The sequence below is a fragment of the Methylophilus sp. genome, assembly GCF_052173275.1.
GTDB lineage: Bacteria > Pseudomonadota > Gammaproteobacteria > Burkholderiales > Methylophilaceae > Methylophilus.
Window position 1 is genome coordinate 2914526 of record NZ_JBQMUL010000002.1, and the last position, 21840, is coordinate 2936365.

17 protein-coding genes are annotated in these 21840 nt (G+C 49.3%); 11 read left to right on the top strand and 6 right to left on the bottom strand.

Annotated elements, in window-relative coordinates:
* Positions 1-101 precede the first annotated feature (101 nt).
* From ACTS9Y_RS15135 to ACTS9Y_RS15145, 3 genes are all read left to right on the top strand, one after another.
* On the top strand, positions 102-653 hold the full coding sequence (locus tag ACTS9Y_RS15135) for an RNA polymerase sigma factor (RefSeq protein ID WP_442586733.1): 552 nt from the start codon (positions 102-104) through the stop codon (positions 651-653).
* The gene (locus ACTS9Y_RS15140; protein WP_442586734.1) at positions 650-1627 is read left to right on the top strand and encodes a FecR family protein; all 978 of its coding nucleotides are present in this window, start codon (positions 650-652) and stop codon (positions 1625-1627) included. The genes ACTS9Y_RS15135 and ACTS9Y_RS15140 overlap by 4 nt, the downstream gene beginning before the upstream one ends.
* A 111-nt stretch (positions 1628-1738) precedes the next feature.
* Positions 1739-5254, top strand: a complete 3516-nt coding sequence (locus tag ACTS9Y_RS15145; protein ID WP_442586735.1) for a TonB-dependent receptor domain-containing protein — start codon at positions 1739-1741, stop codon at positions 5252-5254.
* Positions 5255-5305: 51 nt separating this feature from the next.
* On the opposite strand, the gene ACTS9Y_RS15150 is transcribed toward ACTS9Y_RS15145, so the two are convergent.
* Together ACTS9Y_RS15150 and ACTS9Y_RS15155 are read right to left on the bottom strand one after the other, a co-directional pair.
* A complete protein-coding gene (locus tag ACTS9Y_RS15150; protein WP_442586736.1) occupies positions 5306-5764 on the bottom strand; it encodes a fasciclin domain-containing protein in 459 nt (152 codons plus the stop codon).
* Between the two features lie 169 nt (positions 5765-5933).
* Positions 5934-7280 carry a M48 family metallopeptidase gene (locus ACTS9Y_RS15155; RefSeq protein WP_442586737.1) on the bottom strand — a complete coding sequence of 449 codons (1347 nt, stop codon included), beginning with the start codon at positions 7278-7280 and terminating at the stop codon, positions 5934-5936.
* Positions 7281-7513: 233 nt separating this feature from the next.
* Between ACTS9Y_RS15155 and apbC the strand changes: the two genes are divergently transcribed.
* Entirely contained in the window at positions 7514-8602 is a 1089-nt protein-coding gene (gene apbC, locus ACTS9Y_RS15160; protein WP_442586738.1) for an iron-sulfur cluster carrier protein ApbC, read from the top strand.
* 12 nt (positions 8603-8614) lie between these two features.
* The gene (locus ACTS9Y_RS15165) at positions 8615-9169 is read left to right on the top strand and encodes a DUF1003 domain-containing protein (RefSeq protein WP_442586739.1); all 555 of its coding nucleotides are present in this window, start codon (positions 8615-8617) and stop codon (positions 9167-9169) included.
* Positions 9170-9240: 71 nt separating this feature from the next.
* Here ACTS9Y_RS15165 and pgl read toward each other — a convergent pair whose 3' ends face one another.
* Entirely contained in the window at positions 9241-9927 is a 687-nt protein-coding gene (gene pgl / locus ACTS9Y_RS15170; protein ID WP_442586740.1) for a 6-phosphogluconolactonase, read from the bottom strand.
* Between the two features lie 210 nt (positions 9928-10137).
* Here pgl and gnd point away from each other — a divergent pair, with 210 nt between their 5' ends.
* From gnd to ACTS9Y_RS15190, 4 genes are all read left to right on the top strand, one after another.
* Entirely contained in the window at positions 10138-11043 is a 906-nt protein-coding gene (gene gnd / locus ACTS9Y_RS15175) for a phosphogluconate dehydrogenase (NAD(+)-dependent, decarboxylating) (RefSeq protein WP_379029035.1), read from the top strand.
* A gap of 108 nt (positions 11044-11151) precedes the next feature.
* The gene (gene zwf / locus ACTS9Y_RS15180; RefSeq protein WP_442586741.1) at positions 11152-12627 is read left to right on the top strand and encodes a glucose-6-phosphate dehydrogenase; all 1476 of its coding nucleotides are present in this window, start codon (positions 11152-11154) and stop codon (positions 12625-12627) included.
* A gap of 182 nt (positions 12628-12809) precedes the next feature.
* Positions 12810-13379 carry a dCTP deaminase gene (dcd, locus tag ACTS9Y_RS15185; protein ID WP_055825679.1) on the top strand — a complete coding sequence of 190 codons (570 nt, stop codon included), beginning with the start codon at positions 12810-12812 and terminating at the stop codon, positions 13377-13379.
* Between the two features lie 118 nt (positions 13380-13497).
* Positions 13498-15744, top strand: coding sequence for an Orn/Lys/Arg decarboxylase N-terminal domain-containing protein (locus tag ACTS9Y_RS15190; RefSeq protein WP_442586742.1), 2247 nt, complete (start codon positions 13498-13500; stop codon positions 15742-15744).
* Positions 15745-16952: 1208 nt separating this feature from the next.
* On the opposite strand, the gene ACTS9Y_RS15195 is transcribed toward ACTS9Y_RS15190, so the two are convergent.
* Positions 16953-17447, bottom strand: a complete 495-nt coding sequence (locus ACTS9Y_RS15195) for a dihydrofolate reductase (protein WP_442586971.1) — start codon at positions 17445-17447, stop codon at positions 16953-16955.
* 11 nt (positions 17448-17458) lie between these two features.
* On the bottom strand, positions 17459-17998 hold the full coding sequence (locus tag ACTS9Y_RS15200; protein WP_442586743.1) for a peroxiredoxin: 540 nt from the start codon (positions 17996-17998) through the stop codon (positions 17459-17461).
* Positions 17999-18131: 133 nt separating this feature from the next.
* On the opposite strand from ACTS9Y_RS15200, the gene ACTS9Y_RS15205 reads away from it, so the two are divergent.
* Positions 18132-19967, top strand: a complete 1836-nt coding sequence (locus ACTS9Y_RS15205) for a tetratricopeptide repeat protein (protein ID WP_442586744.1) — start codon at positions 18132-18134, stop codon at positions 19965-19967.
* Positions 19968-19970: 3 nt separating this feature from the next.
* Here the strand turns inward: ACTS9Y_RS15205 and ACTS9Y_RS15210 are convergent, their stop codons facing one another.
* Positions 19971-20807, bottom strand: a complete 837-nt coding sequence (locus tag ACTS9Y_RS15210; RefSeq protein WP_442586745.1) for an HDOD domain-containing protein — start codon at positions 20805-20807, stop codon at positions 19971-19973.
* A 231-nt stretch (positions 20808-21038) separates the two neighbouring features.
* Here ACTS9Y_RS15210 and map point away from each other — a divergent pair, with 231 nt between their 5' ends.
* On the top strand, positions 21039-21833 hold the full coding sequence (gene map / locus ACTS9Y_RS15215) for a type I methionyl aminopeptidase (protein ID WP_442586746.1): 795 nt from the start codon (positions 21039-21041) through the stop codon (positions 21831-21833).
* The last annotated feature ends 7 nt before the right edge of the window (positions 21834-21840 follow it).

Here is a 21840-nt window from a genome sequence, read left to right on the forward strand (position 1 = left end):
TAATTCACAAACGCATGCAAAACAAAGGCTTGCATCGCCCGCTCAACACGGCATAAATATTGCAGCAAAATCTGCTCAATACACTCAACCTGGTTTATGTAATGAGTTTTTTAAGCAAAGCCGATCATGATACCTATTGGTGCAACCTAAGCTTGAAATGGGTTTACACCGATTTGTTTCGCAGCATTTACGGGCAAACCAGGAATTTCCATCTGGCGAACGATGTATTGCACGACGCGATTGTGAAGTTTGCGGTAAAAAACAGCCTTAGGCAGATTGATGAGCCGCAAGCTTATATGCGCGGCATTGTTAAAAATACTATTGTGGATTACTACCGCGATGCTGCTCACTATGTAGACATGGAAATCGGTGGCGCCAACTCTGATTTACTGGATGCCGAGCATGAACACAGCTATCAGCATTCCCCCGAGAAAATAGCCGATTTAAAGCAGCGCATGCTGGCGCTGCAAAATATCATTGATTGCCTGCCACCCAAGTGCCGCCAGGTGTTCTGGATGCACAGGATTGAAGGCAAGCTGCAAACGGACGTTGCCACTGAGCTCAACATCAGCCTGAATATGGTGGAACGTCACATGATACGCGCGCTGGTGGATATTTCACTGGCTAAAGATTACCTGCTAAACGACAAATGACCCGTCAACGACACCTGATCCTGGAGCAAGCTTCCAAATGGTTTATGCGCCTGAAAGACGCAGCGCCGGATCACGTCGATAGAAGCAAGTTTGAAGCGTGGTTGATGGAGTCTGAAGCGCATCGCCAGGCTTACCAAAGCATTGCAGAAACCTGGGGCGATTTTGATTCCTCGGCGCAGATCAGCCATATTTCGCAGGCGATGAGCATACGCAAACTGGATGAAGATATCCGCAAGCGGCAAAAAAACACCACCTATGCAAAATTGGGCGCAATCGCGCTCATTGGCCTTTCCAGTTTGTTCGCGTTTAACCAGTGGCAAGCATGGCATGCCCAGCCGCTGGAAACCATCGCCCAAACCAGCGCGCCCGGCCATATGGTCAGCCGCTATTTGTCAGATGGCACCAAACTCACACTCGATGCGCACAGCGACACCAAAGTGTTGTATTACCGCGATAAACGCTATGTGCAACTGCTGCACGGCCAGGCAGTGTTTGAAGTGGTGAAAGACGCTGACCGGCCATTTATTGTCGAAAGCAATCACGCCAGGATCACCGTGAAAGGCACGCGTTTTGTGGTGAATATGATCAACCATAAAACAGTGGTCGCGGTCGATCACGGCAAAGTGCTGGTCGAAACTTTACAGGCAGGCCAGGCAAACAGCGTGCTACTCACCGATGGCCAGGTCGCAGAAGTGAAAGCGCAAGCCAACCCTGTCAAAGTGCAAAAATCCGCCAAAGACTATTTCGCTTTCTTGCAAGGCAAACTGATTTTTGATGGCGCGCCGTTGAATGAAGTCACCGAAACCCTGTCACGCTACCGCGAGCCGCCGTTAGTGAATCACTCGCACGCCAATGCTGAAATCTCTGCGGTGGTCGATGTGAAAACACTGAACAAGTTTATTAAAACCCTGCCAGCAGTCGCGCCAGTCAAACTGCAAGAGTCAGACACTGAAACCGCTGTGCTTGATCGCTAACGCAACACGACATTCGCGCAGCCTCACAAAAATTTACCTTTCCCACATCAGGGAGTTGCCGCCCTCCTCGTCATTAGTCTGTTAAGGAGACTTTTTGAGGCGGGTTGCAACATGTTTAAAACAAAAAAAATCAATCGTATCAGTAAACAATCGGCATTACTGTTTTGCGCGATGTATCACATAGGCATGGCAGAAGCCGAGCCTTTAAAAACCGACATCCCCGCCAATATCAACATTCAATCCCAACCCCTGGGTAATGCTTTAAAACAATTCGCCACACAAACCGGCAAAAATATCATCTTTGATAAAACGTTAGTCAATGGCAAAACCGCCCCGCCAGTGAAAGGCAACTATGGCGAGATGGACGCCTTAAAAAAAGTGCTGGAAGACTCTGGCCTTGAAGCCGCGCAGGAAGATGGCACGATTGTGATTCGTACCGCGCGACCCGCTGTGCAAAAGAAAGCAGAAAATCTCGAACTAGATAAGGTTGAAGTGAGGGCTAAACGTTTCTATGAAATTGGCCCTCTGCCTGGCTTGGGATTAACCAAAGAAGAAATTCCCGGTAATGTACAAAGTATTTCCGCTAAAGAAATTAAAGAAGCACACTCATTAAGTCTGACTGATTTAATGAATCGAAAATTACAGTCCGTCACGGTCAATGATTACCAAGGCAATCCATTTCAAATGGACGTTCAATACCGTGGCTTTACTGCTGGCCCTCAAATCGGTACTCCACAAGGCTTATCTGTTTTCTTCGATGGCATCCGTGTCAATGAGCCATTTGGTGACGTAGTGAACTGGGACATGATTCCGATGAATGCCTTGGCTAGTGTCGATGTGTTCCCTGGTTCAAACCCTATCTTTGGCTTAGGCACTTTAGGCGGTGCTTTTTCAGTGAAAACCAAGGATGGCTTTAATAATGCTGGAACGGATGCCACTGTTCTTACTGGCTCTTATGGGCGAAAGTATTTACAGGGTGAGGCTGGTTGGAATAATGGCACTGTTGGCTTATTTGGGGCGGGTAACTTTTTTCTGGAAGATGGCTGGCGCGACAACTCACCGAGTAAAGTGAATCAGTTTTTTGGTAAGGCCAGCTATCGTGGCGATAAGCTGGATCTGAATCTAAGCACATTGATAGTGGGAACCGACCTGACTGGCAATGGTGTTGTTCCAACTAACTTTTATGAACAAGATCGTCGCAGTGTATTTACCAGCCCTGATGAAACAAAAAATAGATTGTCTCAGTTCCAATTATCAGGAAACTACTTTGTAAATGATAGGTTCAGCATTACTGGGCAGGTATATCGTAGAAACAGTCGCCGAAATCAGAAAAATGCAGATGTTTATTCCGGTTACGCAGGGCAAGGCCTTAGTCAAAACTTTACTAGTGGACAAGAATACACATGCCTATACGACAGCGATGGCCGCGCTGCAGAATATGGTTTACCAAACTACGTCGTGATCGATATCCCCGATCCTAATGACCTTTCGAGCAGTCCGTTTTTAAATGAACTATTTAACAACGGGAATGTAGATTTTTCACTTTTAGATGCAGATGCCTTCAATCAGTCACTTACGGATACTCCAGAAGCAGCAGCGTATTTGGCCCATGCACAACAAGTTGTTACATATTGGCAAAACCCCATACGTTATATTCGCACAAACGTTGTCTTTGATGAGAACGGAGGGGCTGTAACCCCTTATTCAAACGGAGAGAGCTCATACATTCTTGATGCTTCAACATTAGGCGGCGGAGGAAGTTTTGCTGGTGACGATGGTTTAGGAGTGGGTTATGGTGTACTAGGTGGAATAGGTCAATCATTTTATTACGATACAAATGGCGGCAAACATTTGGTCGCATTTATCACTCCGCGTAATGGCACAGCTTGTAACGACACTCAGGCAGGCAGCGCTGCGGGAAAATATTACAATCCGCTCATTGGCCCAAGGGGTGTCGAGACGATAGATGGTCTCTCTAACGGAGGACCCGGTGTTGTAGAAGGGATTCCTACTGCAATTATTAATGATAATCGTATTAATCAAACAGTTGATGGTGCTTCACTACAATTCAACTGGAACTGGGAAAAGCATAAATTGATGGTGGGCGCCTCTATTGATAATGCCTACGCGGCATATAACAACTCGCAGCAGTTAGGTTTTTTTGATAGCAAACGCAACGGTACAGTTGATGGCAACCGAGCCTTAGATGTATTTACTGCTGCTGACTACCCAATTAGGAACAACGATTTTGACGGTAATTCAATTACCAAAAGTGTGTATATCAGCGAAACATGGGCACCCATTGAAACCGTACACATCACCGGTGCACTTCGTTACAACCAAACACAAGTGAACAGTAGAGTGACAGCTCGTGATTTTGGTCAATCGGAAATCACGTTAAGCAGATATCTGAATGATCCAGCAAATTTCGCATTATGCCAAAATGGCACTTGCCCGGGGACGGGTTATCTAGATGCTCAGGATGCATTTTTCATATCGCCTGCTGAGCAAGAAAAATTCAGCTATTACTCTTTGAACCCTTCATTAGGAACCACTTGGCAAGCCAATGATAATTTGAATTTATATGCTAACTGGGCACAAGGTACGCGAACACCAAGTGTCGTTGAACTAGGTTGCGCTTTGGATAAAACGCCAGCAGTTTATGGTAAAGACATAAATGGTAATAACATTTACATGCCCAGAAGTGTTGTGCTTGGGCGCTCTTGTCAATTGCCAAATGGTCTTTCAGGAGACCCTTATCTGCCACAAGTAAGGGCTGAAACATTCGATATTGGAGCTCGTGGTCAATGGGGTGACTCCTTACAATGGAATCTAGGCTATTACCGAACTGAATTAAAGAATGATATTTATATGGTTACTTATTTTGGCAACCAGAATTTCTTTGACACTGTTGGAAAAACTCGTCGTCAAGGTATCGAGATGGGGCTGAGTGGCGCACTAGGTAAAGCGCGATTTGGACTTAACTACGCGTTAACTGATGCCAAATTTAGGAATAGTTTTGTGACAGGCGGGGATGCTAACAGCAGTGCGACCACACCCGTCGTCATTCCTGGTAGTGGAGACATAACTTCTGGTGAAATTACAGTAAAGCCAGGGGATCGTATGCCTGGTGTTTCATTGCATAATTTAAATGCTAATTTTAGTTATGACATCACACCTGATTGGACTGTTACTTTGGGCGCAGTTTTGCATTCATGGTCATATCTCCGTGGCAACGAAAATAATGAACATCGACCAGGAGTTCCTAGACCAGTGGTAGTACCTGTTTATAACTCCTCAGGTATATTTCAAAGGTATGACACCGTCTATCGTCAGCCCTCATCCAACCCAGGGAAAATTCCCGGATATACCGTATTCAATTTTCAAACGAGCTACAAGTTCAACAAGGAATGGACCGCAACAATGTTGGTGAATAACTTGTTTGATAAGGAGTATTTCAGTGCTGGACGCTTAGGCGTGAATCCATTTTCGCCAAGTATCAATGGCGCCATCGGACCGGATGGTTACAACCATAACTCAGGGGATTGGCTAAGCACTAACTTTGTTGCGCCTGGTGCGCCTAGAGGAATTTGGTTTAGTCTTAACTGGCATTTTGTCCCAGATTAATGATAGTTGTTTAAGCAAAAGCCTGATGGCTTTTGCTGATTAAAACAATCACTAGCTTTTCGGAATAAGCACAGCACTAACTGTATGAATCACGCCATTATCAGCATTGAGTTCATTGCCTGTCACTTTCACGTTATTCACTTTCACACCCTCAGTCACTGATAGCTGTAGATCAGCGCCCTCCAACGATTTTATTTTCCCGGCACTCACATCAGCCTGGGTGATCTTGCCAGGGTAGATATGGTAAGAAAGCACTTTTTTGAGTTGATCGCTATTCGCCATCAGTGCGTTTAACTTGGCTTTGGGCAGTTTGGCAAAAGCGGCATCATCGGGTGCAAATACGGTCATCGGGCCGTCGCCATTCAGCGTGTTATCCAGGCCAGCGATTTTGACTGCTTTTAAGAAGGTTTTGAAGCTGCCATCCTGCTGCGCGGTTTGCAGCAAGGTATCTGCATAGGCCATGCTGGAAAAGCTGGCGGCTAAAAGTGTGAGGGCGAGTATTTTTTTCATGATGGCTTTCCTGATAATGATTAAGCACGGATGTCGGTCTTGCGACCCTGTCACCCATGTGTTCACACTATCCCTCTCGCCTTACGCTTAACTTACCGCCCTGCCCTTAAAACTTACAGACAACTTACCAGGCCCTATATTGAGCCGAATGCAGGTCATGAGTGCAGCGCTATTTTTCAGTTAACAACTGCTCTTGATCCGCCAGTTTGACTTCCACCAGTTCTGCAATACTCATGTCTTTGCATTTGTTCATTTTAGCGGTCGCACAGCTGAATTCCTGGCCGTGGAACAGCTCTCTGGCTTTTTCAAAATAAATTCTCGACGCCTCTTTATGGCCCATGCCCTCTGCTGCCAGCCCTAAATGGTAATAAGCCAAATCAGACTTGTGATTCACTTTGATGAGCGTTTGCATCAATCTCCGCCAGTCTTCTTTTTGCAGATATTCGTTGATGGTTGAATTGTTCATGAGGTTGGTCAGCCCGCAATTCACACAGGTCAACTCCAGGGTGCCTTGTTTAAATGCAGCAAATTCGGCCGAATAGAATATGCGTGGCTTTAGCACCATGGTTGGCGAGGCAAAGCTATTGCTTGCCCCCTCAGTAGTGACTATGCGGACATTGCTTGAATTAGCTAATGGGTCGGTGCCCATTTTCACAAAGTTGTAACTGGGTGAGTTCTCCGCCGTATAGCTTAATTTGCTCTGCGCATAGATTTGCTGCATAGGATCTTGCAGGGCTTTGAATGCATCTATTCGGTTAGGTGGTGAGGGATGAGTACTCCAAAAGTCACCGCGTGATTCCTGGCCGGTGGTACTCATCATTTTCTCCCAGATACTAATGGCAGCAGCAGGGTCATATCCGGCTTGGGCGGCGATTTCCACCCCCATTTTATCGGCTTCAGTTTCGGCGGTTCTGCTGTTGGGCAGGGTGATAAATGCTGCCGCACCAACCACAGCCACATCTTGCACCGCTCGTTGCGTTTGCGGGTTGTAGCGGCCATTATTGCTATCAGCGGCTGCGGCGACTACAGCAACTGTACCGACAATGATCTGGCCAAGGATCTGATTCGACATCTTCTCAGCACCATGGTTAGCCAGGGCATGGGAGATCTCATGCCCCATGACTTGGGCCAATTCGTCATCGGTAGGCTGTATCTTCTCCAGCAGGCCGGTATTCACCCCCATTTTTCCACCAGGCATGCAGAATGCATTGGGGGTGTCGTCCTCGATCACATTGACCTGCCAGTTCCAGTCTACGGTTTCCGGCCTGTATTCTATGGCCCTATGTACCAGCCGGTTGGTAATGATCCGCACGCGCTCATTCACTTCAGGGTCTTTTGATATCTTGCCTTTTTTCTCGTAACCATCGACCAGTGACAGATACATGCTGTCACTTTGCTGTATCACCGATTTTTCTGAAACAAACGCCAATTGTTTCCTGCCTGTCATGACATTGGTGGCACACCCCGTCACCAGCATGAGCAAAACGCCCATGGCAACCAGTCTGTAGAACCTCATGATTGATCCTATCTTGTCATTATGTGAATTATTTTATGACTAAACCGTAGGATAAGTTGATTTCAAGATGGAGTAAATGGCTATTCAATGTGTCAAATGTTGTCCAATAAATGCACGTCATTTGCCGCTCATATTAAATACGAAGTGCTTAAAATTAGTAGGATGCCTAATTGCAAGGGATGCAGTAAAATACCCGATTCATTTAGTCAGGCATTTCTGCAGGAATCCCAAGCATGGCCATCAGCGATTTATTGATTCAAAGCACCCTTAAACTTTGTATAGACCCAAATACTGGCAAAGATTTTATCAGCGGTAAATCCATCAAAAACGTCCAGATCAGCGGCAGCGATGTCAGCCTGGATGTGGTGCTGGGCTATCCGGCACAAACCCAGTTTGATGTGATACGCCAGCAGGTGGTGGATGCTTTGCGGAGTATCGAGGGCATAGGCAACATCACCGTCAATATCGGCAGCCGCATCGTGGCGCACAGTGCGCAGCGCGGCGTGAACCTGTTGCCTAACGTGAAAAATGTGATTGCCGTGGCTTCTGGCAAAGGTGGCGTGGGCAAATCTACCACTTCAGTCAACCTGGCCTTAGCGCTGGCGGCTGAAGGGGCAACGGTAGGCTTGCTGGATGCCGATATTTACGGCCCTAGTCAGCCGCAAATGCTAGGCATTTCGGGCCGCCCTGACAGTGCCGATGGCAAAAGTATAGAACCAATGCGTGCGCATGGCATTCAGGCCATGAGCATTGGCTTTTTGGTGGATACAGATACGCCTATGGTATGGCGCGGACCTATGGTGACTGGCGCGCTGGAACAGCTGTTACGCGACACGCGCTGGCAAGACCTGGATTACCTGGTGATTGATTTGCCGCCAGGTACCGGTGATATTCAACTGACGCTGGCACAGAAAATCCCGGTGACTGGTGCGATCATTGTCACTACGCCGCAAGATATTGCTCTGCTCGATGCACGCAAGGGATTGAAGATGTTCGAGAAAGTCGGCATCCCGATTCTAGGCATCGTCGAAAATATGAGCACGCATATCTGCTCCAACTGCGGCCATGAAGAACATATTTTTGGCGCTGGTGGTGGCGCGGTGATGGCCAGTGATTACAAGGTGGATTTATTAGGCAGCTTGCCGCTGGATATCAATATCCGCATGCAGGCGGATAGCGGCCAGCCGACAGTGATTGCCAGCCCGGATAGCAAAGTTTCGAGCATCTACAAGGAGATCGCACGCAAGGCCGCCAGCAAGATTGCGATTGCCAGCTTGGACCATAGCGCCAAATTCCCTAATATTGTGATTCAGAAAACCTAGAAAGCCGCCCGCATGACATCCCGTGAGCACCATATTGCAGAAGACCTGATCGGCACGCAGTACGAAGCCATGGATGAAGGCACGCAAAGAGTGGTGAGGCAGCTCACCGAGCGCCGCCATATTTCACGCCACCCGTCACAAAAAGCCAGTGAAACATCTGATTTCGGGCAACGTGCGGCAGATGCGGTGGCGCGTTTTGGCGGGTCGTGGACGTTTATTTTTGCCTTTATTTTTGTGCTAGTCGCGTGGGTGATATTGAATTCCGTCATCCTGCTGCGTTATGACAGCGCATTTGACCCCTACCCTTATATCCTGCTCAACCTGTTTTTATCCATGCTGGCGTCGATTCAGGCGCCTATCATATTGATGTCGCAAAATCGCGAAGCCGAGATAGACCGTGGCCAGGCCGAACATGACTACGAAGTGAACCTGAAAGCAGAATTAGAGATTTTGCTGTTGCATGAAAAAATGGATGGCTTGCGCAACCAGCAATGGCAGGAACTGATTCAGTTGCAACAACAGCAAATCACTTTGCTGGAAAAGCTGCTGGTGGATAAATCCAAATAAATTTAAGCCGTTAAAATTCAACATATAAAAAAAGCGCCCGATGGCGCTTTTCTATTCATGGCTAATCCTGATTACCTGAGCTCAACACCAAAATTGTAGACATCTACACCATTGGGTGACTGAATCAGCGTCGCTGGAATGGCTACGCCATTGCGCCAGTTGTCGACGGCTTCTTGCTTGCCGGCACCAGTCACCAAAAACATGACTTCATTGGTGTTATTCAGGCGGTCCTGGCTGATGGTGATACGATCAGCGGGCGGTTTAGGTGAATTGAACACCGGCACGGCATCTGCCGTGTTATTCACGACCTGGCCGGGGAACAGGCTGGCGGTATGTCCGTCTTCACCCAGGCCCAGAATGACCAGGTCAAAGCTACGCACACCTTTTAATGTCTCTGCATACGCCTTGGCACCTTCAATATTGCCTAATTCAGCAGGAATATCGTGGATCTGGCTTTCAGGAATTGCTACATGGCTCAACCAGGCATCACGCGCCATTTTGCTGTTACGCTCGGCGTGATCCACAGGCAGGCAACGGTCATCATTATGGTAAACATGCCATTTGGACCAGTCTGCATCGGCTTTAGCCAGCAGCTGGTAAACCGCCTTAGGAGTGCTACCCCCTGCTAGAACAATCAGGAAATCGCCGTACTTGGCAATGGCTTCATCGGCAGCTTTTAAAATGCGCTGCAAAGCGGCCTGATTGATCTCATCTTGTGATTGAAAAGTGTGCCAGCGTGTTTGAGTGTTTAAAGACATAGAAAACCTGTAGAAAACGATACAAAACTACTTTGAGTCATTTTTGTTAAATAACAAAATGCAGCCTTTCAGTCGCAGGCTGCATTTGATATAATTATACCTGACTCGACATGATAATTCTGCAAAATTATCAAATTAACCCCGCTCGGGTTCATGCCATCCAAAAGATGGGTGTTTCAATAACTGTCCTTACACCATAGGAAAATCCGAATGAAATTAGCAATGATTGGCTTGGGCAAAATGGGCGGCAATATGGCTGCACGTTTGCTTCGTCACAAAATCAACGTGGTTGGTTTTGACTTTAACACCGAATTCGTTAACAAACTCGTAAAAGACGAAGGCCTTGAAGCAGCAACCTCAGTTGCTGATGCAGTGAGCAAACTGGAAGGTCAAAAAATCGTCTGGTTGATGTTACCAGCAGGTGAAATCACCGAAAACCAAATCAAAGACCTGATTCCACTGCTGAACAAAGGCGATATCATCGTCGACGGCGGTAACTCTAACTACAAACACAGCCAGCGCCGTGGTGCTTTATTGGCTGAACATGGTATCGGCTTTATCGATTGCGGTACTTCCGGCGGTATCTGGGGCCTGGATAACGGCTACTGTTTAATGTACGGTGGCGACAAACAATTCGCAGACGTATTGGCTCCTTATGCGCAAGCATTGACACACGCTGACCGCGGTTGGGCGCACGTTGGTCCAGTTGGTTCCGGCCACTTCACCAAAATGATCCATAACGGTATCGAATACGGCATGATGCAAGCGTTTGCTGAAGGCCTGGACCTGATCAAGGGTAAAGAAGATTTCCATCTTGACCTGGCTCAGATCACCGAATTGTGGCGTCATGGCTCCGTAGTACGTAGCTGGTTGCTGGACCTGACAGCCGAAGCGCTGAAAGATGACCAGAAACTGGAAGCGATCGCTCCATACGTAGCTGACTCCGGCGAAGGCCGCTGGACAGTGGTTGAAGCGGTTGAGCAAGGCGTGGCAGCACCAGTGCTGACCGTAGCATTGCAAGCACGTTTCCGCAGCCAGGACTCAAAAGGTTACAGCTACAAACTGCTTTCCCTGATGCGTAATGCATTTGGCGGTCACGCAGTAAAAACCAAGTAATAACACAAGCCTCTCTTGATGAGAGGCTTTTTGCTTATTGCTACTGTTTTTTAAAAATATGGGAAAGGCCTGCCCTTTCCCGTTTACATTTTTATCTTAAGGTTAGAAATGACGAATAAAATTGATCCATGCACACTGGTGCTGTTTGGCGCTAGTGGCAACCTGGCCCGCGTAAAACTATACCCTGGCCTGTTCAGACTGGACTCCCTGGGCCGCTTGCCAGCCGACCTGAAAATCGTAGGCGTTGGTCGCCAAGTGGTTGACCTGGAAGCCTGGCGTGCAGACATCAAAAGCATGCTGGATGCAAAATTTAAAAAAGGTTACGACCAGGCTGTATTTGAGCGTTTCATTGCGCGTAACTTTTACCACGCCAACCCACCTACCGATCCGGATGCGTTCAGCAAGCTGAAAGCTACGTTGAGCGACGAAAGCGTTTTCCCACAGAATCTGGCTTATTTCCTTTCTGTACGCCCTGTTGACTTTGCACCTGTGGTGGAATCATTGGCTAACGTTGGCCTGACGCAAGAAGACAAATACTGGCGCCGTGTGGTGATCGAGAAACCATTTGGTACCGACCTGCCTTCTGCCAAAGAATTGCAAGCTGCAATCACCAAGCACCTGAAAGAAAGCCAGATCTACCGTATCGACCATTACCTGGGCAAATCCGCGCTGCAAAACATCTTGCTGCAACGCTTTACCAATACCGTGCTCGAACCGATCTGGAACAACCAGTATGTAGACCACGTACAAATCACCAACACCGAAATGCTCGGTGTAGGCGACCGTACACAGTTCTATGACAGCACTGGTGCCTTGCGTGACATGTTGCAAAGCCACATTCTGCAGACCCTGGCATTAACAGCGATGGAACTGCCAAAAGACCTGTCACCAGAAGGTGTACGTGACGCGAAGATCGCATTGTTAGAACAGATCCGCCCTATCCCGGTGAATGAACTCGAAAAACACGCGTTCCGTGCGCAATACAGCGCTGGTGAAATCAATGGCGAACAAGTGCCTGGCTATCTGGATGAACTAGGTAACAAAGACAGCGTGGTTGAAACTTATGCTGCCTTGAAACTGTTTATCGACAATCCGCGCTGGAAAGGCGTGCCGTTCTACATCCGCACCGCTAAACGCCTGCACGAAGCCGACACACGCATTGCTGTGCGCTTTAAGAAAGCCCCACTGCAAATCAATGACCAGGATCAAAACTGGCTCATCATTGGTATACAGCCACGTGAATGCATCAAACTGGAAGTCCAGTCCAAGATCCCTGGCCTGGATATCCAAACGCGTACGATTCAGCTGGATGCCGCAAACCGTCAGGATAGCGACGACAGCGTAGATGCTTACGAGGCACTGTTGCTCAACCTGATGCAGGGTGATAACTCTAACTACCTGCATATTTCTGAAGCCGAAGCACAATGGCGCCTGGTTGACCCAGTCGTAAAAGCCTGGGCAGAAGACAAGCGTCCGGTACACCAATACCCTGCTGGCAGCCGTGACCCAGAAGCTTCCAAAGTGATCTTTGAAGCTGAAGATCAGTTCTGGCGCTACAGCATTGAATTAGGCGGCGACAAATAAATACTCGCGGCCAGTATGGCCGCTGGTATCAATAATCGCCAAAAATTCATAAAAAATTTGCAAATCTATCAACATTTGTTGTTATTATTTGCACTCACTAAAAGCGGAGTTTAAACTCCGCTTTTTTCTCTTTATTGCCAGCCTGTATACAACAAACTGGCGCGCAAAGACTGGATAAGGCAATGAGCATTAAGTCGGATAAATGGATACGCAGAATGGCTGAGCAACACGGCATGATTGAGCCGTTTTCGCCGACATTGATACGTGAAGAGAATGGCGGAAAAATCGTCTCCTACGGCACGTCATCGTATGGTTACGATATCCGCTGCGCTGATGAATTCCGTGTGTTCACCAATATCAACAGCACCATTGTCGACCCGAAACAGTTCGACCCGCAATCATTTGTCGAAGTCTCCGGCAAAGGCTATTGCGTGATTCCGCCCAACTCTTTCGCATTGGCGCGCACGGTTGAATATTTCCGTATTCCCCGCTCGGTGCTCACTATTTGCTTGGGTAAATCCACTTACGCGCGTTGCGGCATCATTGTCAATGTCACGCCATTTGAACCTGAGTGGGAAGGCTATGTCACACTGGAGTTCAGCAATACTACACCACTGCCAGCCAAGATTTATGCCGGTGAAGGCTGCGCCCAGGTGCTGTTCTTTGAATCAGATGAAGTCTGCGAAACCAGCTATAAAGACCGTGGTGGTAAATATCAGGGCCAGGTCGGTGTGACTTTGCCCAAAATATAAGATCACTATTACCAACAACTCAGTATTCACCACAGAGGCACAGAGTAAAAGCATGGCTTTCTCAGTGCCTTTGCATTTTGCGTAATTAAGTTTCAGTGACAAGTTAAGGATTCATTGAATGAAATTTAGATTTCCTGTCGTCATTATTGACGAAGACTTCCGCTCCGAAAACTCTTCCGGACTCGGTATCCGCGTATTGGCCAAAGCCATTGAAGAAGAAGGGACTGAAGTCCTGGGGGTGACCAGCTATGGCGACCTGACCTCGTTTGCACAGCAGCAAAGTCGCGCTTCTGCGTTTATTTTGTCTATCGATGATGAGGAAATCGTCGAAGAAAAACCGGAAGCCATCGAGCAATTGCGTAATTTTGTGCAGGAAATTCGTTACCGCAATGAGGAAATCCCGATTTTCCTGCATGGTGAGACGCGCACCAGCCGCCATATCCCTAACGATGTGTTGCGCGAACTGCACGGCTTTATTCACATGAATGAAGATACGCCAGAGTTTGTGGCGCGCCTGATCATCCGTGAAGCAAAAGCCTACCTGGATAGCCTGCCACCACCTTTCTTTAAAGCGCTGACGCATTACGCGGCGGATGGCTCATACTCGTGGCACTGCCCTGGTCACTCCGGTGGCGTGGCTTTCCTGAAGTCGCCTGTTGGTCAGATGTTCCACCAGTTCTTTGGCGAGAACATGCTGCGTGCCGACGTCTGTAACGCGGTAGATGAATTAGGACAGTTGCTGGATCACACTGGCCCGGTAGCCGCCTCCGAGCGTAACGCGGCGCGTATCTACAACTGCGATCACCTGTACTTTGTGACTAACGGCACCTCGACTTCTAACAAGATCGTCTGGAACTCTACCGTTGCGCCAGGTGACATCGTGGTGGTGGACCGTAACTGCCATAAATCGGTGTTGCATTCAATTATCATGACTGGTGCGATCCCCGTGTTCCTGATGCCGACCCGTAACCATTTCGGCATTATCGGCCCTATCCCGAAAAGCGAATTCGCCTGGGAGAACATCCAGAAAAAAATCGCGCGCAACCCGTTTGCCAGCGACAAGAATGCCAAACCACGCGTGCTGACCATTACGCAATCGACCTACGATGGCGTGTTGTACAACGTGGAAGAAATCAAGGAAATGCTGGATGGCAAGATCGACACCCTGCATTTTGACGAAGCCTGGCTGCCGCATGCGACCTTCCATGATTTTTACGGCGACTACCACGCCATAGGCGCCGACCGTCCGCGCTGTAAAGAATCCATGGTCTTCTCTACCCAATCAACCCACAAACTGCTGGCTGGCTTAAGCCAGGCCTCGCAGATCCTTGTGCAAGATGCACAGGATAACCATCTGGATAGAGACTTGTTTAACGAAGCCTACCTCATGCACACCTCCACCAGCCCGCAATACTCGATTATTGCCAGCTGCGACGTCGCTGCCGCCATGATGGAAGCGCCTGGCGGTACGGCGTTAGTGGAAGAGTCCTTAAAAGAAGCACTGGATTTCCGCCGCGCCATGCGTAAAGTGGACGAAGAATGGGGCACAGACTGGTGGTTCAAAGTCTGGGGGCCGACTGACTTGTCAGAAGATGGCCTGGAAGAACGTGATGCCTGGATGCTGAAAGCCAACGAGCGCTGGCATGGTTTCGGCAATCTGGCCGAAGGCTTTAACATGCTGGACCCGATCAAAGCCACTATCATCACCCCCGGCCTGGATGTGGACGGTGATTTCTCTGAAGAATTCGGCATTCCTGCCGCCATCGTCACCAAATACCTGGCTGAGCACGGCGTGATTGTAGAAAAAACCGGCCTCTATTCGTTCTTTATCATGTTCACCATCGGCATCACCAAAGGCCGCTGGAACACCATGGTAGCGGCCCTGCAGCAGTTTAAAGATGACTACGACAAGAACCAGCCATTATGGAAAGTATTGCCGGAATTCGTACAAAAACACCCGCGTTACGAGCGTATCGGCCTGAAAGATTTGTCTACACAAATCCATGAAGTCTACAAAGCCAACGACGTTGCCCGCCTGACCACTGAAATGTATTTGTCAGACATGGTGCCTGCTATGAAACCAACCGATGCTTTCGCAAAAATGGCGCACCGCAAGATCGAGCGTGTGGCGATTGATGACCTGGAAGAGCGCGTCACTGCGGTATTGTTAACGCCCTACCCACCTGGCATTCCATTGCTGATCCCAGGTGAACGCTTTAACAAGGTCATTGTGAATTACCTGAAGTTCGCACGTGAGTTTAATGAGAAATTCCCGGGGTTTGAGACAGATAACCATGGCTTGGTGAAGCAACTGGTGAATGGTAAAGCGGAGTATTTTGTTGATTGTGTTAAGCAGGATGATTAAACGTTTGCTGACTTGTTAGAGGGTTAGTTAGTTGGCGTTTTTTGACTTGAAGTACCGCTGCTTTTCGCCTCTAGGCGAGTTACTTTTCTTTGCTTGCACAAAGAAAACGTAACCAAAAGAAATGCACCCTAGCTTCCGCTTATTTCCTGTGTTGCTCGCCAAAATAAGCGGTCGCGAAACTCGCCCTAGCGGCTTGCACACTACGCAAGCCACCGCGGAACTCAGGCAGTCGCTCCCTTCCTCCTTATTTTGACTGCGCTACTCGGCGCGTCAGATAGGGGCCCGTTTAGACCCACCACGATGAAACGTTTTTTTTGATGTATAGCATTCAGGGCGCTAAGAGACCTCTTTAATTTCTAAAACAAGAAAGCCCCACAAAATAATTGGTTTGTGGGGCTTTCTTGTTTGTTTTATTGCTGTGTCTTATTTCACAGGTTGAGCGGGACGCAATGTGAGAAGCCTCACCTAAGTTACTGCGTAGTGGGTTTAAACGGGCCCCTATCTGACGCGCCGAGTAGCGCAGTCAGCGTGGGAGGTTTCGGCCAGCGGCTGTTCGAGTTCCGCAACAAGCCACGGTGTGTGTGGCTTGTCAGGGCGAGTTTCGTTGGACGCCCACGTTGACGAGCAACGCAGGAAACAAGCGGAGGCTAGGGTGCCTTTTCTTTTGGTGACTTATTCTTTGGGCAAGCAAAGAAAAGTCACTCGCCTAGAGGCGAAAGGCAATGGTGAAATAGAGCAACGAATTGGAATGATTAACCATCCAAAGAAATACCTATTAAAACCATCTACAAAGGCAACACTTGCTTTTTATTGCAACAAAGCTGAGCATGGACCTCGCCTAGATTCTGGCCTTCGCCAGAATGACGAACGGGTGTATCAGTGTGGCAAGGCAGATAGCTGTCCCATAAACCAGCCGTTACACAGGTTCAGAGCATGCTCTGAGAACCCCCTGCTCCATCCCGCGCCTGAATGACGACCATTTAAAAACGTAGAAGATTTCACATAAGCAAGCAGTACAGCATACTCTGACTCTGAAAACACCCTGCTAAAAGCTCCACTGGAATGACAGACTGGTGCAAGAATTATCCACTCTCGCAAACAAGCCAGCCGCCTCCTTAGCGCAACATATCCCCTGCAACCCGCCTTCTGACATCTAGCCACGCACCCGGCTAGAGAACTATCTAGAACAACTGATCAATAAGCACCAATCAATCTTTTACACTGCGTCGCTGATACACCATATCGCTATACTGCAACCCCTTTTCAGATAGGTTCGCCTGTTCCGATTCCAACGCCCACTCGCTCATTTTCAGTTGCGGGAAAAAAGCATCTCCCTCCACCTGGGTATGCACGCGTGTCAGGTATAACCGTGTCACATGCGGCAACGCTTGCACATACAATTCCGCGCCACCAATAAGGAACGGCTCCTCATCGCCCGCACATGCGGCCAGCGCTTCAGGGATGGAATGCACCACCTTTGCACCTTCGACCTTGTAACCCAGGTCACGCGTGACGATCACCGTTGTCCGGCCTGGCAATAGGCGCCCCAGTGACTCGTAGGTTTTACGGCCCATTACAATATGGTGCCCCATAGTGAGTTGCTTGAAACGTTTTAAATCTTCCGGCAGGTGCCAGGGTAGTTGGTTGTTGCGCCCTATCACGCGGTCATCTGCGTGCGCGACGATCAGGGAAAGTGCTTGCATCATGATTCTTCTTAAAAAGCGGACAGTCGCTTCAGGTCATTGATAATGACCTCGCTGTGACCATCAGGGTTCACATTGCTGTAAATCTCTGCAATGGTGCCTTGCGGGTCAATGACAAACGTTGTGCGCTTGGCCACCTGGAATACCACCAGGTTGAATAAGGCGCCATAGGCATCCGCGACCTGGCCATTGGTATCTGCAAGCAGCGGGAAAGGCAAGCGATGTTTGTGCGCAAACCCTGCGTGACTGGCAACGGTATCGACGCTGACGCCAATGACTTCGGCCCCCAGGGCGTGGATCTGCTGGATATCGTCGCGGAAATGGCAGGCTTCTTTGGTGCAGCCAGGGGTATCATCTTTAGGATAGAAATAGAGGACTACCCATTTGCCTTGCCAATCGGTCAGGCGACGTTTTTCGCCCTGCGCATCCTGCAGGGTAAAATCAGGGGCTTTCATACCGACGCTGACCCGCGCAGAGGGTTGTTGATATTGGCGATAGCCCCACACAGCTAACCACAATAGCAATCCATACATGATCAGTTTGACGAACATTGGTACTTTTCCTTTCTAAACAGGGCTACACGACAGATGGGCCGTTGACGCATCAAGCTGCTTATTGTACCTTAATCCGCCATCTGTCATTTTAAGGTCATACGCAAACGTCTTAAGTGTTGCAGCCGCCCCCATGAATAATGAAGCCATTGCCAAACTGCTGAAGCAGATTGCCGCTGACCCGCAACGGTGGGAGGCATACCAGAAACTGGCAGGCCTGATGCTGCAAAACGATGAGTTTCATGCGGCCGAGCAGTATCTGCTGCAAGCCATCAGCTTGCAGCCTAAAGCGCTGCAATTACGTTTGCAGCTGGCTAATCTGCAAATGCGCACCCAGCAGTTTGCCGCGGCACATGACTCGTACAAACAGGCGATCAAGCTGGATGCCCGGCAAGCGCAAAGTTATTACCTGGATGCGCGGGCACTGAAAAACATGGGGCGCGCGTCAGAGGCGATTTTACGCTTGCGCACGGTGACCAAGCTGGATCCTCAGCATATCCAGGCGTTTACTGAGTGCGTGGATCTGATGCTGCAAGCGCAGCAGTTTGAGCAGGCCGTCGCGGTGCTTAAACAGGCAGCCACCGCACATCCTGAACATGCACACTTTCACTATCGGCTGGGGGTGTTACACCAACAATTGCAGGCGCCTGCTGAGGCACTGGCCTGCATGGATGCCGCCATCCACATTCAGCCGGATTTTGCTGAAGCGCATCATCAGCGTGCGTTGATCTTGCAGTTGCAAGGGCAGCCGGCAGAAGCGTTGCGTGCGTTTCATCACGCAATTGCCTATCAACCCAATTTACCGCTGCCCTACAATAACCGTGGCGTCGTGTTATGCCAGTTGGGCAAATACCCTGAAGCCATCGCCGATTTCAGGCAGGCATTACAGTTAAACCCTGGTTATGCTTCTGCTTATTGCAATCTTGGGCTGGCCTTATATGAAAACGGCGATACCGATGAGGCTTATCAGTACCTGGAAACGGCATTGAAATATGCGCCTGCCCATGTGCAGGCGCGCTATGTACTAAGCATGTTAAAACTGGCGCGTGGTGAATACGAAGATGGCTGGCCCATGTATGAATCACGCTGGCAGGCATTGCCAGGCGCGCTTCTGCCTGATCGGCAGCTATTGTGGCCAGGTGATATTTCACTGGTTGGCAAAACGATTTTAATTCTGGCTGAACAAACGCTCAGTGATACCGTGCAGTTTTGCCGCTATATTGACCTGGTCAAGCGTTTCAAGCCCAACCAGATGATAGTGGCCGTGCCTGATGCCTTGTATAACCTGTTTAATGAGTTATGGGGTCATGATGTGACGATACAGGTCATCCGGCAGGATGGCCGCGCGTTGCCGCATTTTGATACTTATTGCCCGATGCTGAGCTTGCCGATGGCATTCAATACAGTGACCTCAACAATTCCGGCTGCCCTGCCCTATCTGCAGGTTGCGGAGCGTCATCAGCAACCCTGGCAACAATTGCTAGGCCCGGCCAGGCGCTTGCGTATCGGGGTGAACTGGTGTGGAGATGCCAATAATAAATATGACCGCCAGCGCAGCATCCCGCTGCACTTGATGGCGCCTTTATTAAAAATGGAAGTCGAATGGCACAGCCTGCAGAAAGAGTTCCGGCGTGAGGACCATATCATGCTCAAGCGTTTTCCCATGCTGGAATGCCATCATCCCTTGCTATCGGATTTTAGTGATACCGCCGGGCTGATCATGCAGATGGATTTTATTATCTCGGTAGATACGGCAGTGGCGCATCTGGCGGCGGCACTGGGTAAACAGGTATGGCTATTATTGCCGGCACAAGCGCATTTCCGCTGGCTGCAACAGCCTGAAAGCTGCGCATGGTACCCTGGCATGCGGCTATTCCGGCAAGCGCCTGGCACCTCTTGGGAGACCCTGATTGATCAAGTGCACCAGGCGATTACCGATGTACTCAGCCAGAGCTACCGCACAGAGTAAAACTTATTCGGCGTGAGGCACGCCAACGATGTGCATGACGCGAGGCACATCCACATGCAGCAACTGCGCAATGTCTTTATAGTCGTCCGGCAAAGCGGCATTTTCCCAACCCTCGGCAGAATGCCTGGCCAAGTTCACTGCAAACTGCACATTGCGTACGCGCGGCAGATGCGCACGCTGCTCATCCATCAGGTCAGTCAATAGCGAAGGCAAATTAAACGCACGCACCAGTTCAGCCTGCAAATCCAGTATCCTGAAACCCAGCACTTCCTGCTGCACGATGCGGCTACGCAAGGTGGCATCTGCCAGCTGGCGCTGATGGATCTCAATCATGGGCACGGGGTTAAAACACCACATCAGCATTTCGGCAAAATCATGCAAAGAAGCCGCTACGCGTAACTCTTCAGCATGTAGATCCATCAGGTGCGACGCAAACTCAGCCGCGAAATAACCAGCACGGTGAGCACGCACGACCAGTTTAATTAAATCAACCAGCGCAGCCACATGTTGGCTCAACATCTCTTCTACATGCGGTACGGTCGGGATCTGTTCAAAAAAAGTACTGGTGCCCATCATGATAATCGCCTGCTCAACCTGCACCAGGTCTTGCAGTTGGTGACTGCTGCGGTGGTTATTGGCAAAAGTAAGCACTTTAAACGTCATCAAAGGGTCATTGATCACCACGCGCGTAATATCGCGCGCACCGGTTTCATCCTCGCGTTCACGCAACTGTGCCAGCTCCCTGGCGGTTTGCCGCAAGACAGGAATATCTGCATTTTCAAGGAACCTTACCCAGTCAGAAATACTCCGATTGGCCCTTGCCTCGCTAAGTGTCACCATCTAAACGCCCCTGCTTGAGTTTTATCCGCCCGAGTATAGAACAATGCCGTGATGCAGCATGTGAAGATGAACCACTGAATTCACTGCCTGTTTCAATCATCAATTCATTGCCTCAAGGCCATAAAAGGCTTGTTTCTTTAGGCATTAGACCCAATCTGCTATGTTAGAATGCAATTTTTGTGACTAATTTCAGGGTCAGGCAAATATGCCGCGTCCCGTGTGAACAAATTTATGGCGATTATTCTGCATACCCCCGAAGATATTGAAAAAATGCGTGTGGCCGGGCGCCTGGCATCAGAGGTACTGGATTACATCACGCCTTTTGTCATCGCGGGGGTCACCACCAACAAACTTGATCAGCTCTGCCATGACTACATCGTCAATGTGCAGCAGGCGATCCCGGCGCCTTTAAATTACGCGCCGGATGGTCACACGCCTTATCCAAAATCCATTTGCACCTCGATCAACCAGCAGATCTGCCACGGTGTACCTAGTGAAAAAGAGCTGAAAAATGGTGATATCGTCAACCTGGACATCACTGTGATCAAAGATGGTTATCATGGCGACACTTCGCGCATGTTTATGGTGGGCACGCCTTCGCCGCAAGCCAAACGTTTATGCGATATCACCTACCAGGCCATGTGGCGCGGTATCGAGAAAGTAAAACCAGGCAACAGCCTGGGCGATGTCGGCTACGCGATTCAATCCTTCGCCGAGAAAAATGGCTACAGTGTGGTGCGTGAGTTTTGTGGCCATGGCATAGGCAAAAAATTCCATTGCGAACCGCAGGTGCTGCACTATGGCAAACCTGGCACTGGCGTCACCCTCAAACCCGGTATGATTTTCACCATTGAGCCTATGATCAATGCGGGTCGCCGCGATATCAAGTTCATGTCTGATGGCTGGACGGTGGTGACCAAAGACCGCAGTCTTTCTGCCCAATGGGAGCATACCATCGTCGTCACCGAGGATGGCTTTGAAATCATGACAGTGTCTGACGGCACTCCGCCACGCCCAACCCTGTAACCACCAC

Bases quoted from the DNA above. Each gene is read 5' to 3' on its own strand.
- dcd (WP_055825679.1), top strand. From the start codon at position 12,810: ATGAGCATTAAGTCGGATAAATGGATACGCAGAATGGCTGAGCAACAC.
- ACTS9Y_RS15140 (WP_442586734.1), top strand. From the start codon at position 650: ATGACCCGTCAACGACACCTGATCCTGGAGCAAGCTTCCAAATGGTTT.
- ACTS9Y_RS15195 (WP_442586971.1), bottom strand. From the start codon at position 17,447: ATGCAAGCACTTTCCCTGATCGTCGCGCACGCAGATGACCGCGTGATA.
- ACTS9Y_RS15150 (WP_442586736.1), bottom strand. From the start codon at position 5,764: ATGAAAAAAATACTCGCCCTCACACTTTTAGCCGCCAGCTTTTCCAGC.
- ACTS9Y_RS15165 (WP_442586739.1), top strand. From the start codon at position 8,615: ATGACATCCCGTGAGCACCATATTGCAGAAGACCTGATCGGCACGCAG.
- pgl (WP_442586740.1), bottom strand. From the start codon at position 9,927: ATGTCTTTAAACACTCAAACACGCTGGCACACTTTTCAATCACAAGAT.
- apbC (WP_442586738.1), top strand. From the start codon at position 7,514: ATGGCCATCAGCGATTTATTGATTCAAAGCACCCTTAAACTTTGTATA.
- ACTS9Y_RS15200 (WP_442586743.1), bottom strand. From the start codon at position 17,998: ATGTTCGTCAAACTGATCATGTATGGATTGCTATTGTGGTTAGCTGTG.
- ACTS9Y_RS15205 (WP_442586744.1), top strand. From the start codon at position 18,132: ATGAATAATGAAGCCATTGCCAAACTGCTGAAGCAGATTGCCGCTGAC.
- gnd (WP_379029035.1), top strand. From the start codon at position 10,138: ATGAAATTAGCAATGATTGGCTTGGGCAAAATGGGCGGCAATATGGCT.
- ACTS9Y_RS15210 (WP_442586745.1), bottom strand. From the start codon at position 20,807: ATGGTGACACTTAGCGAGGCAAGGGCCAATCGGAGTATTTCTGACTGG.
- ACTS9Y_RS15145 (WP_442586735.1), top strand. From the start codon at position 1,739: ATGTTTAAAACAAAAAAAATCAATCGTATCAGTAAACAATCGGCATTA.
- ACTS9Y_RS15135 (WP_442586733.1), top strand. From the start codon at position 102: ATGAGTTTTTTAAGCAAAGCCGATCATGATACCTATTGGTGCAACCTA.
- zwf (WP_442586741.1), top strand. From the start codon at position 11,152: ATGACGAATAAAATTGATCCATGCACACTGGTGCTGTTTGGCGCTAGT.
- ACTS9Y_RS15155 (WP_442586737.1), bottom strand. From the start codon at position 7,280: ATGAGGTTCTACAGACTGGTTGCCATGGGCGTTTTGCTCATGCTGGTG.
- map (WP_442586746.1), top strand. From the start codon at position 21,039: ATGGCGATTATTCTGCATACCCCCGAAGATATTGAAAAAATGCGTGTG.
- ACTS9Y_RS15190 (WP_442586742.1), top strand. From the start codon at position 13,498: ATGAAATTTAGATTTCCTGTCGTCATTATTGACGAAGACTTCCGCTCC.